Below are 12810 nucleotides of genomic sequence, written 5' to 3'. Positions count from 1 at the left end.
AAAAAATCTTTTAGTAAAAAAAACCGTACATTTATTTTCTTTTATGTGTATAATTAATGCAAGTCTTCTTTATTGAATCAGGGTAAAATCATATTAATTTGTTTTTGGAGGATATGTACGTGTTTTATACACATATTGAAAATGTATTTGGTTGGACATCACTTCTTTTTTATATTGAAAAAATAATTTTATTGTTGCTCATTTACTTGATACCAGTGAAGCTATTTATGAAAGATAGAATGACATCAAGGCCCTTATTTTTTATCAGTGGAGCCGTTGGGATCCTTTTTTTTCTTTTTTCTTTATTCACAAAACAGTATTATAACAGTCAAATTGTGATTGGATATGCCGTTTTTTTATGCTTATTTCTATTTTTTTCTATTTATAATTTTAGTGTTCTAGAAAGAGATATGGACGTTCAGTTTTTTTTAATCGTTCTGACATTGTTTTTGCACATTTGGCTATACGTGATACAGTTTCTGTTCCTTGTTGTGATTGCACATTTTGGTTCAAAGTTTGTAGCTGTTTTAGATATCGGACTGCTAAGTTCCCTACTTTTTTCTACTGTCCTAAGCAGAAGAAAAGTCGATCTGGAACTGCAGCCTCTAATCAAAAAAGTGCTACTGCTGTTGGCGCTTTATTTTTTAGTATTTACTGCTACTATAGGAATCTTTATCATGATTTCCGGTTTAATTGATGGTCAACTGCGAATTGTTCTATATGACCATTTCCCGATGAAAGCTTTAATGGTAAAAATAATGCCGGAAGCAGTCTTTATATACGAGGATGTTTTTGGATTCGCTTATTTAGCGATTGTTTATCTCGTTATTATTTTATTGCCATTGTTATTTCTCCTTAGATTATTGATCAATGAAGAAAAATCAAAAAAGAAGCTTTTAGAACAAGAGATTATTAGAAAAGATCTATATTTTTATATTGATTATGTTGAAACATTCAATATGGACTTACGGAAAATCCAGCATGATTATTCGAATATTTTGCTCGGGTTTGGTGGTTTTATTTACAATGAATCAATGAAAATTGAAGAACTAAAATCCTATTATCAAAAAGTGATGAGCGAATTTGAAAACGTAACACCAAGTCTTATTCAAGTTTCTAATCTGAAAAATATTAAAAATGTTGAGATTGCTGGACTTTTGATCAGTAAGTTGATGCGGGCGCATGAAAGAAAAATAAAAATCAGTATTGAAATCAAAGAAACGATTGTAGTTGATCAGGTGAATACGCTTGATTTAGCAAGAATCTTCGGCATCATGATCGATAATGCGCTAGAAGGTGCGTTTGAATGTGAGGAGCCATACGTTCAGATCGCGTTGATCAATATGACACAGGGAACAGTTGTTTTTCATGTGACTAACAACACCATCGGAGAAAATCTTGTTCTCAAAATGAAGGAACGAAGCTTTTCTTCTAAAGGAGAAGGGCGCGGCTTGGGATTAGAGATCGTTCGGGAAATCGTTGAAAAAGATGCAGGATTATCTTTTGATTTTTCACAAGAGGGATCGTGTGTTTCTCAAGTATTGACAGTTATTCAAGATAGGAGAGATTGAAATGGTACGAGTCTATATTTGTGATGATCATGAGGGACAATTGAAACAAATCACACGTTACGTTGATTATTTTTGTTCATTTTCTAAATGGAATATGCATATTAGTGCAACAAGTACTTCTCCTGAAAAGCTATTTCAAAAAATCCAGATAGATGATGAAATCAATATCTATTTACTCGATTTAAATTTTGCGAAAGTTAGTGAGATGAATGGCTTGGACCTAGGGTTAAAAATTAGGCAAATTGATCCGTTAGGTTTTCTAATTTACATTACATCACATATAGAAATGTCTTTTTTGACGTTTCAATATAAAGTCAATGCGTTCGATTTTATTATCAAAAGTGGTGTCGATCAACTTCAAACTAAAATAAATGATAGCTTGAAAGCAGTAGAGCAGCGTTTAGCGACAATCAATGCAATAAAGATCAAGGAGACATTAGAAGTTGATTTAGGATACGGTATAGGCACCTTTTTTCTTGAAGAGATCATTGCATTTGAAGCGGCTGGGCATAAAATTTATTTGTATACTGAAAAACAGATGAAAATGCTGCAAAAAACAACTCTGGCAGAGCTTGAAATGAAGCTTCCCAAAACTTTTATTCGTTGTCATAGAGGGTATATTATCAACTCGGATAAAATCTCAGTGACAGCTAAGGATGGTTCATTTGTCCAAATGGTCAACCAAATGGAGTTTCCTGTTTCTTCCCGTAAAAGAAAATTAGTACGTTCCTTTCTCTAAAAAAGTAAGCTAAAAAATGAAGATGAGATGATATTGACTTAGCTTTGAGTGATCGTCTGCTTTTTTCTTCATTTGTTTTGAGACGTTCAAAAAACGTAAGCGTTACATTTTCCTCTTTTGTGAAGCATTCATGTTTGCAGGTAAATTGTCTGTGTAAAAAAACATTTTGTTCGTTTTTGCTAAGTTAAACTGAATAAAAAGCTGGACTCATCGCTCGTATCTGTGTGTATCGAAAAAGTAATGCAGTAGGATCGATGTGTCAGTTTTTAACTAAAGCAAGGAGGGATAAGAAGAAATGGGGAAGAAACAAGTAAAAATGACTGTAAAGAGAGTCATTTGGGGAGTGTTGTTGTGTTTAGTCAGTGTGTTTTTTGCTGGAACGGCCGTACATGCAGATTCAGGTAAGTATATTCCTACGACAAATTTAATTACGGTGGAAGGAATACCGATCACGTTACCTGAGGAAGTGTTTTTCTCTAGTAATGACGATAGAGACTATGGCGAAATCGCTGTTACATGGGACGCTCTTCCAAATGGGCTGTTTAGCTCAGCAGGGAAGTATGAAGTAACGGGAAGAACGGCTGAAAATCAACCAGTCAAAGGAATCATCCATGTTTATAGTAAAAGCAGCAAGGTAAAAATTTCAGCGATCGGTGATAGTTTAACGGAAGGTGCTGGCTTAAATCGTGCACAAGCCTATCCAGCGCAGCTAAACAACCGTTTAGGAGAACAGTATGAGGTGTCTAATTTTGGACATTCTGGTGCGACACTTTCAAGCGGAGATGTTATGTCGTACAAAAACAAAAAAGAGTATACAGATAGTCGGGCAACTGCATTTGACGTGGCAGTGATTCAACTCGGCAGTAATGACAGCTGGGATAAATATTGGTGGAATCAAGGCATGCACGCGCGGTTTAAAGATGAGTATGTTTCTTTTATCAAAGAATATAAAGCCTTGAATCAAGATGCGGTTCTCTATGTTTGTTTACCATCGTATATGGGAACAGGTTTAAAGAATAATTTTCAATATATGCTGCCGGATGTTATTCGGGCAGCCAGAGAAGCGGATCTGGATGTAAGTATCATCGATAACTATACGATCTCTGAAGGATTGCCGGACACAGGCTACTATTTAAATGATCGTTTACATCCAACTGCAAAAGGAATGTCGGTTTCAACAAATAATATCTACAAGAGAATTCACGGAGAAGAGCAAAAAATTTTGGCAGGAGTTGTTTCTGCTCAAAGCTTCGATGAATCAAACAAAATCGTCAATGAAAAAGAAGCTGGAAGCGGTCAGTTTTACTTAGACGGCATCAGTAATGGAGACTGGGTATCATTCAAAAATGTTGACTTTGATCAAAATCTTGGTGAGATCCACTTCAACACACAGAGCTATGACCCGAATATTTCTGGAAATGTTCAAGTAGAGGTTCGATTAGATGCATTAGACGGTAAAATCATCGGTAAAGGTGCGATCAGAAAAGAAAATTCATGGACTGACAGTAAACTATACAATGAAGCTGCATCTGGTGTCCATGATGTATTTATCAAAGTGATCCATCCTAATAAAAATAGTTTTGATTATCTTTTCAAATTGAAAACCATCGACTTTTCTGCTCAAACCTCTGCTCAAAATGGCTTAAGAAATGGTGATTTTGAAGAGGGAATGAATTATTGGAGCGGTGATAATACAACAGATTATGGTGTAGACGGCAATCAGCCATATGCTGGAAGAGGAAAACTTTGGTTATATAATAACAACAAGCTAGAAAGAACCGTAACACAAAAAGTTACAGGTCTTGCAGACGGAATTTATACGATTAATGCAATGGCTAAAAGAACTACACCAGCAGGAACAGCAAGAATGGTACTGACAACAGCTGGAAAATCAGTAGTTGAACCGATCGCAGTTAGTAATGAGTACAAAAAGATCAGTCGAGTAGTTGAAGTGAAAAATGGTGAGCTTTCTATTAGTTTCGGCTATAAATCTTTAAGCGGTGAAAGTGGCTTAGTGATCGATAATGTTGAACTTGTTCAAGGTGGAACAAAGCCTGCTGAAAATTATCTTGAAGATGGTGATTTTGAAGCAGATGAAACGAAGTGGAAAGCAACAGGAAGTGGCAATTCCGGTGTTGACACGTATGAAGCGTATAGTGGTCAAAAACTATGGCTATACAGTGATAACGCCTTTGATCGAACGGTCTATCAAGATCTGACAGGTCTTGATGATGGCATCTACACGATCAAAGCGATGGTTAAAAGAACTACACCGGCAGGAACAGCAAGACTTGAAACAACAACTTCTGGAGAAGAAACAATCGTGAAACCGATTGGTGTAAGCCAAGAGTATAAAGAATTAACACAAATGGTTGAAGTAAAAAATGGTCAATTAAAAATTGCTTTCCGCTACAAGCTTTCTGAAAAGGCGGCAGGTGGTTTAGTTGTCGACAACGTCCAATTGTTGAAAGGCGGCACATTGCCTCCTAAAAATTATGTAAAGGATGGCGGCTTTGAAGCAGACGATAGCCCTTGGCAAGGAATGGGTACAGGAAATTATGGTGTTGATACGTATGAAGCATATAGTGGTCAAAAACTATGGATCTATCAGAGTGGTACCTTTGATCGCACGGTTTATCAAGATGTAAAAGATTTAGACAATGGGATATATACTGTTAAAGCAATGGTGAAAAGAACTACAGCAGTAGGTACTACTCAAATGGAAGTAACAGCGGATGAGACAGTCATAAAATCAATTCCTGTTAATCAAGATTACGAAAAAATCACGCAGGTCATTGAAGTGAAAAATCATCAAGTGAGAATTGCTTTCCGCTACCAATCTTCTGATCGAAGCGCCGGCGGGCTAGTCGTTGATGATGTGGAATTAACGAAGGGCGGCGTTTTACCAGCTAAAAATTATTTGAAAAACAGTTCTTTTGAGTTAGATTTGCAGGACTGGAAGACAGAGGGACCGCCAAACAGTTTTGGTGTGGATACGTATGATGCGTTGAGTGGTAAAAAACTTTGGTTTTATAGTAACTCAGCATATGAAAGTCGTGTTTATCAAGATATTACCGGCTTGGAGAATGGTTACTATACAGTGACGGCTATGGTCAAATTGTCTCAGGCGATGACCAAGAGCACGATGGAAGTCGAAACAAGTCAAAAAAATAGTATCACGATTCCGGCTACCAATAAATATGAAAAGATCAATTACACGGTTAAAGTGACAGATAGCAAATTACGGGTTGGTTTTTATGGAAAGGATACTGGCAGAAGAGGCTTCCAAGTCGACGATGTACGTGTTGAAAAAGAACCATAAAAATAGAGGTCAAAAAGCTGAGCGTTCTTGCGCTCAGTTTTTTTTACCTCTATTTTACTGCTTTTTTACTTAATCAATAACAGTCCATTCATTGATCGTTTTTCCATCTCTATCAGTCAACTCCAGCCAGCTGTTAGTGCCGCCGAAATAAAGAAATAAGCCAACTTCATTAACGCTTTTTAAGACGATATCTTCGGTGGTCACATTATTTTTGATCTTATCAACGTGATCTTCACGAATGCGTTGCCCCATTTTTGCAGAAAAGCCTAGGGAACCATCCTTGTTTAAAGGGGCTGTGGCCATCAGTGTAGCCCCAGCTTTTAGCAACATTTCATTCCGTTTTTGCCAGAAAACGGTCGCTTTGCTCTCTCGGGTATCGACAGTAAATTCGATTTGGCTGACTTCTTTCGTCCACTTATGACGCGCCTTAGCAGGTTTTGGTTTGTCATTTTTGGCTTCTGGAGCCAGGCTTAAAGAATAGCCAAAAGTTTTTAAAACAGCTAAGAGCTCTTCTTTGAATGCGGTCGTCGTTTTTTGAGCATTCTTAGGAATCGTAATTTCCGTTTGTTGAGTTTGGATCAAGTCATGTCCACATTTTTTTGCCTCATTGATGAGTGATTGTTCTAGGTAATCTAGCTCAACATCCCATGGGACAGAGAAATGCATAATTTTATTAAATGCAGTTTTTTCGATTGTATCAGGAACTTCGGATCGGCCGATCGAAATAATCGTATGATCGTTTAGTAACATATAAAGCTCTGATAGAGCGAGTTTCATATTCGCTTTTGTTACAGGTAAAATAGTAATAGTGCTTTGAGTAGGCTTTATTTTTATCGTTGTCTTTTTTGGGGTGATCGCCACATCTAGTTTGATTTCCATGGGAGGCTCCTTTGTTTTTTGATAGCTAAATTTTACCATGAAAATTGCTGTAAGTCTTTCACTCCTTTCATGTGAATGTCTATAACGTTTGAAGACAAACGTTATTTTAAACTCTAAAGGTAAAATAAATCCCAAAATTTAATTATGAAAATCGGATACTGCTTTTGCTAGAAAAACTCATTTTTTTCTCATGAATGTGAGGGTAACTAAATTTATGAAAGAGCTGTTTGAAAGGGTTAGTAAACTTGAGGGTTTAACATAATAGGTTAAGTGAAAGACTAGTGAAATAAATTTCTCATTTTTGAGTCTGCTAGTAAGAAAATAAGGCTTGAAAAATCTGAACTTGCTTGCTATCCTGTTCAATAAATTGATGAAGGAGGAGCCACCGTGGGAATTTTGAGTGAAAATCCTTTTTTGACTCGGCAGGATTATCAGGAAGCTTTAGAAAAAATCATGCAGCCGTTAAGAGCGATCATACTAGAGAATGATCAGCCAGGAGTGAACTTAGGGAGCAGTGGTGCTGTCTATGATCGAAAACGAACGGAAATGGAAGCGCTTGTGCGTCCTTTGTGGGGAGTCGCCCCGTACTGGACTGCTTGTCAGGATGATGAACTAAGAGACGCTTATGTCGCTAAATTGATAAAAGGAACCGATCCGAAGAACGCAGACTATTGGGGAGACATAAAAGATTATGATCAATACATCGTTGAAGCAGCAGCCTTAGCTTTGACGTTATTACTGCATAAAGAATATTTCTGGGAGCAACTACCTGAACAAAATCAGCAATCTGTGGTGGAATGGCTGTCACAGGCTTTGACACGTAAGATCCCGAAAAACAACTGGACTTTTTTCAAGGTATTGATCCGCCTTGCGCTTTATCATTGTGGAGAAGCACTAGAAAAAGAACAGTTAGAGCAAGAACTGGAATTGATCGATTTTATGTACATTGGTGAAGGCTGGTACGTGGATGGAAAAGCAACACAGCGGGATTATTATGTAGCATTTGCTTTTCATTATTATGGCTTGATTTATGCTACGTTTATGAAATCAGAAGATCCGAAGTGGTCAGAGCGTTTTATTGAACGAGCAATGTTATTTGCACAGGATTTTATTTATTATTTCGATGAAGAGGGAGAAGCATTACCTTATGGCAGAAGTCAGACGTACCGTTTCGCACAAGGTGCTTTTTTCTCTGCGTTAGTTTTCGCAGATGTAGAGGCGATTGCTTGGGGAAAAGTGAAAACGCTGTTGTCTACGCATTTAAAACGCTGGATGAATCATGACATATTTACCTTTGATGGACGATTGTCGATCGGCTATCATTATGAAAATTTGGTGATGGCAGAAGGCTACAATGCACCTGGTTCTCCATACTGGGCACTCAAGACCTTTTTGTTATTGGCAGTGAAAGAAGAGCATCCATTTTGGTCGGCAGCTCCTCTGCCTATTCAGAGGACAGAAAAAAGAGTGATCGAAAAAGGCAATATGCTATTCGTTCGTGAGGCATCAGGAAATCATTTGTTAGGTTATCCTGCTGGGATGATGATCGAGAATCAGGCACATGCACAGGCAAAGTATAGTAAGTTTGTTTATTCAACCAAATTCGGCTTTAGTGTACCTAAAGCTGGCGTTTCTTATGAGGAAGGTGCCTTTGATAATACCTTGGCTCTTTCGCGTGATGGTTTGTATTTTCGAACGAAAGGGAAGGTTACAGCGTACCAACTGACAGAAGACTGCGTTTCCTATAAGTGGATGCCATTTGAAGAAGTTCGCATTCAGACAGAAATCTATCCATTCGGACAATGGCATCTGCGTGTCCATGACATAGAAACAACGATGCCTTTGGAAATTCGAGAAGGCGGCTTCAGTGTGCCTCTATCTGGACGTAATGCTAATGGGGTGATTGGTTCAACGTGGTGCAGTGTTTCCGAAGGGGAGTTGACATCACGGATGATCGCTATTTCAGGATATGATGAGGCGACCATTATTCAGCCGGAAGTCAATACCTCATTGTTTTTCCAGAGAACTAGTTTGCCATGTTTACTAAAAGAGCTGCCAGTGGGCAATCATCGTTTGATTTGTTTAGTTGGCGGGATCGTTGCTGAGAAAGAAAGGACAGAAAAAGATGATAAAAATTGAATTGAAAAATAAACAGAATCAAACGATCGTTGGTCGTATCGATCATGAGAAGGAGGAGCACCCATTCGTTGCAGAAGGGAAAGAGCTTGCCGTATTGGCTATCAAAAATTATTCTTATGAAGCTGGGGATAAAATCACTGTAACAGTGGTCGGTGATCATCCTTATTTTGTAGCACAATTAGATGAAACACTAGCACCTTCGATCCTTTATTTACCACAAAAAACGTGGGAATATATCATTCCGCTAGAAGAATCTGCAAGGAAAGCATCTGTAGAAACTGCTTTTCGTTCAACACGTCATCATATCATGGTACGACAAGCGCATGCCTTTGAGATAGAAGCCTACCAAAATTTGACGTTCAATTCTCATGATCAAAAAGAATTTTCAGGTGCTTATCCACATGCACATGCCAATGTAGAAACCAGAGACGATGCCGTATTTTTTGCTAAAAATGCGATCGATGGCAAATTTGGAAACTTGTCTCATGGTTCATATCCGTTTGCTTCTTGGGGCATCAATCAACAGACTGATGCTGCACTGACCATCGATTTTGGACGAATGGTAGAAATCGATTGGGTTCGTTTGTTGTTTCGGGCCGATTACCCTCACGATAGCTATTGGAAAGAAGTCACACTAGCATTTTCTGATGGTGAAGAGAGGATCGTAAAAACAACGAATGCAGTTGAATTTCAAGAGATTCATTTTCCAGTGAAGGAAACCAGCAAGTTGATATTTAAACAATTGAAAAAAGCAGAAGATGCTTCTCCATTTCCTGCGTTGACACAAATCGAAGTTTTCGGGAGAAATAAGGGATAAAAGTGTTCAGCTCAGAAAAATAAGAAGGAGTTGCTTTTTTCTCGCTGCCTATTCAGGTTTAGGGTCTGGGACAAAACTCTGTGAGTCAAATCCTAGACGCCTGGAATCCGGATAAACGGTGAGAGCAGAAGCAATCCCACTACGTTGCACTCCGATCTCATCAAATGCTAAGGGCTAAAGCCCTAAGCTTTGAAGGTCGGAAATAAGAAAGAATTCACAAAAATTTGGAAAACAATTTTCGTGAATTCTTTCTTATTTCTCGGGATTAGACACTTCTGTCTCAACCTCATTATTTTTCGATTATTTCAGGAAGAAAGGTCGCATTTTATTTTCTTTTACGTTATAATGATTTTAGTTAATATGTTAACAAGTTAAGGAGAGTTGTATAATGAGTCTTCAGGAAAATAAAAAACGACTGGTCGAATTAGGGGGAAATGTAACAGAAACGTGGCTAAACGAGCAAATCGACTGGTGTGTCTCGCAAATCGAAAAGAACATGCAGCGCTTTGGTACACAGTTTCCATCAGCATGTGCAACAAATGGTCAGTATCGAATCAAAGCAAATGACGACTGGACGAATGGCTTTTGGACAGGCATGCTGTGGTTAGCATATGAATGGACGAAGAAAGATAAATTTTTAGCGTTGGCAATGGAAAATATCCAGAGTTTTCAAAAGCGCTTGGATGATCATTTCGTATTGGATCATCATGATATCGGTTTTTTGTATAGTCTATCCGCCGGAGCAGGATTTAAGATCACGGGAAACGATCAGTGTAAACAGGAAGTGTTGCAAGCGGCAGATGTTCTGCTGGCAAGGTTTCAAGAGCAGGGTGAATTTATTCAGGCATGGGGACAATATGGTGATCCTAAAGAATACCGCTTGATCATCGATTCTTTGATCAACTTACCTCTTTTATTTGAAGCGACAGAAATTTCAGGTGATACACATTATTCTGAGGTGGCTGAAAAACATTATCAGACATTGATGAAAACAGTGATCAAAGCGGATGCAACGACCTTCCATACGTATTATTTTGATCCTGAAACAGGACAGCCAAGCCATGGTGCGACGCATCAGGGACATAGCGATTCTTCGATTTGGGCGCGTGGACAGAGCTGGGCGGTATTAGGGATTCCTTTGAATGAGAGTTATCTTCATTCGGTGCCTTTTCCAGAAAACTATGCACAAATCGTTGATGTATTTTTGGCCCATTTACCAGAAGATTTAATTCCTTATTGGGACTTTGATTTTACCGATCAGCATCCATCTGATAAAGATAGCTCGTCACTGGCAATTGCAGCCTGCGGGCTTATGGAAGCAGAGAAATTGGCAGCTTTTCCAGAAGCTGAAATGCTCGCTAAAGGAATGGTCTATCAGTTAGGAGAACATTACTCAGCGAAACATCTTCCTGAGAATGAAGGGCTGTTATTACATGGTGTATATGCACATGCGGAAGGGAAAGGAATCGACGAACCCAATTTATGGGGAGACTATTTTTACTTGGAAGCCTTGATCCGATTAGCAAATCCGCAATGGCAAAGATACTGGTAAAGGGGAATGGACATGCAGACGTTTGAAATAAAAGAAGATTTTTTACTAGATGGAAAACCGATCAAATTGATCAGTGGTGCGATCCACTATTTTCGAATGACACCAGAGCAATGGGAAGATAGTTTGTATAATTTAAAAGCCTTAGGGGCCAATACGGTCGAGACATATATCCCTTGGAATCTACATGAGCCGACAGAAGGGGTCTATGATTTTGAAGGACTGAAAAATATTGAGCGCTTTGTAACATTGGCGCAAAAAATCGGATTATTCGTGATTTTGCGTCCCTCAGCGTATATCTGTGCAGAATGGGAGTTTGGCGGTTTACCTGCGTGGCTGTTAAAAGAAAAAGGACTGCGTTTACGGTCAACAGATCCACGTTTTATGAACAAAGTCCACAATTATTTTAGTGTATTGATTCCTAAACTAGTGCCGTTGCAGATCACTCATGGCGGTCCAGTGATCATGATGCAGGTGGAAAACGAATATGGCTCTTACGGCATGGAAAAGGAGTATTTGCGGCAAACAAAACAACTGATGGAAAAGTTTGGTGTAGATGTTCCATTATTCACTTCGGATGGTGCCTGGGATGAGGTGCTGGATGCGGGAACATTGATTGAAGAGGATGTTTTTGTAGCTGGAAATTTTGGCAGCCATTCTAAAGAAAATGCAGAAGTGATGCGTAAGTTTATGGCGCGTCATGGAAAAAAATGGCCGATCATGTGTATGGAATATTGGGATGGCTGGTTCAACCGCTGGGGGGAGCCGATCATCAAGCGGGATGGTCAGGATCTAGCCAAAGAAGTCAAAGATATGCTTGAGGTTGGATCACTGAATTTATATATGTTCCATGGCGGAACCAACTTTGGTTTTTATAATGGCTGTTCAGCCCGTGGAACGCTTGATCTGCCGCAAGTCACTAGCTATGATTATGATGCGTTGCTGACAGAGGCCGGAGAGCCTACAGAAAAATATTATCATGTTCAAAAAGCGATCAAAGAAGTTTGTCCAGATGTTTGGCAAGCAGAACCACGCACAAAAAAAATGATCGACTTAGGACAGTATCCAGTAACGAATAGTGTATCTTTGTTTTCGATAAAAGATCAAATCATGAAACCACAGGAAACGGTGTATCCACTAAGTATGGAAGAAGCTGGAGAAGGTTATGGGTATCTTCTTTATTCCGTGGAGCTGAAAAATTACCACCGCGAAAACAAGTTGAAGATCATCGAAGCAAGTGATCGGGTTCAAGTTTATGTAGACGGAGAGCTTGAGGCGGTACAATATCAAGAAGATATCGGGGAAGAATTGGTGGTAAATGGCACTTCTGATAAAGAGACGATCGAGCTGGATGTTTTAGTAGAAAACTTAGGTCGAGTGAATTATGGCTTCAAATTGAATGGACCGACACAATCGAAAGGGATTCGTGGCGGTATCATGCAGGATATTCATTTTCATCAAGGATATAAGCAATATGCGTTGGCTTTATCTGAAGAACAGCTACATGCGATCGATTATAACGCTGAGAAAAATCCGTCACAGCCTTCATTTTATCAAGTCGAGTTTGAATTAGCTGATATAGCAGATACCTTTATTGATTGCAGTCAGTATGGAAAAGGAGTCGTGCTGGTGAATGGCGTCAATTTAGGTCGCTATTGGTCTATCGGGCCGATTCGTTCACTTTATTGTCCAAAAGCCTTCTTAAAAAAAGGGAAAAATGAAGTTGTGATCTTTGAAACAGAAGGTCGGGAAATCAAAGAGTTGGTGTTTTCTGAAAAAGCATTGACCGATTAA

8 protein-coding genes are annotated in these 12810 nt (G+C 38.8%); 7 read left to right on the top strand and 1 reads right to left on the bottom strand.

Translation table 11 applies throughout. The features are described 5' to 3' along the window. Positions 1 to 467: 467 nt before the first annotated feature. The 3 genes from H3T55_RS16740 (at position 468) to H3T55_RS14275 (ending at position 5632) form a co-directional block, all read left to right on the top strand. Positions 468 to 1571 carry a sensor histidine kinase gene (locus tag H3T55_RS16740; RefSeq protein WP_225550213.1) on the top strand — a complete coding sequence of 368 codons (1104 nt, stop codon included), beginning with the start codon at positions 468 to 470 and terminating at the stop codon, positions 1569 to 1571. 1 nt (position 1572) lies between these two features. Then, positions 1573 to 2310: a LytR/AlgR family response regulator transcription factor gene (locus H3T55_RS14280; protein ID WP_225535280.1), complete on the top strand. Its 738-nt coding sequence runs from the start codon at positions 1573 to 1575 to the stop codon at positions 2308 to 2310. 295 nt (positions 2311 to 2605) lie between these two features. Continuing rightward, a complete protein-coding gene (locus H3T55_RS14275) occupies positions 2606 to 5632 on the top strand; it encodes a GDSL-type esterase/lipase family protein (RefSeq protein WP_225535282.1) in 3027 nt (1008 codons plus the stop codon). Positions 5633 to 5701: 69 nt separating this feature from the next. Here the strand turns inward: H3T55_RS14275 and H3T55_RS14270 are convergent, their stop codons facing one another. Beyond that, entirely contained in the window at positions 5702 to 6511 is an 810-nt protein-coding gene (locus tag H3T55_RS14270) for a hypothetical protein (RefSeq protein WP_225535284.1), read from the bottom strand. A 387-nt stretch (positions 6512 to 6898) separates the two neighbouring features. Between H3T55_RS14270 and H3T55_RS14265 the strand changes: the two genes are divergently transcribed. The 4 genes from H3T55_RS14265 (at position 6899) to H3T55_RS14250 (ending at position 12810) form a co-directional block, all read left to right on the top strand. Continuing rightward, positions 6899 to 8650 carry a DUF2264 domain-containing protein gene (locus H3T55_RS14265; protein WP_225535286.1) on the top strand — a complete coding sequence of 584 codons (1752 nt, stop codon included), beginning with the start codon at positions 6899 to 6901 and terminating at the stop codon, positions 8648 to 8650. Next, positions 8637 to 9467, top strand: a complete 831-nt coding sequence (locus H3T55_RS14260; protein WP_225535288.1) for a hypothetical protein — start codon at positions 8637 to 8639, stop codon at positions 9465 to 9467. The genes H3T55_RS14265 and H3T55_RS14260 overlap by 14 nt, the downstream gene beginning before the upstream one ends. A 388-nt stretch (positions 9468 to 9855) precedes the next feature. Continuing rightward, positions 9856 to 11019, top strand: a complete 1164-nt coding sequence (locus H3T55_RS14255; RefSeq protein ID WP_225535289.1) for a glycoside hydrolase family 88 protein — start codon at positions 9856 to 9858, stop codon at positions 11017 to 11019. Between the two features lie 12 nt (positions 11020 to 11031). Next, positions 11032 to 12810: a glycoside hydrolase family 35 protein gene (locus H3T55_RS14250; RefSeq protein ID WP_225535291.1), complete on the top strand. Its 1779-nt coding sequence runs from the start codon at positions 11032 to 11034 to the stop codon at positions 12808 to 12810.

The organism is Enterococcus sp. S22(2020) (assembly GCF_020295385.1).
In the GTDB taxonomy this organism is placed as follows: Bacteria; Bacillota; Bacilli; order Lactobacillales; family Enterococcaceae; genus Enterococcus_L; species Enterococcus_L dunnyi.
The sequence above is the reverse complement of the archived record's forward strand: the minus strand, read 5'-3'. Positions and strand labels throughout refer to the sequence as shown.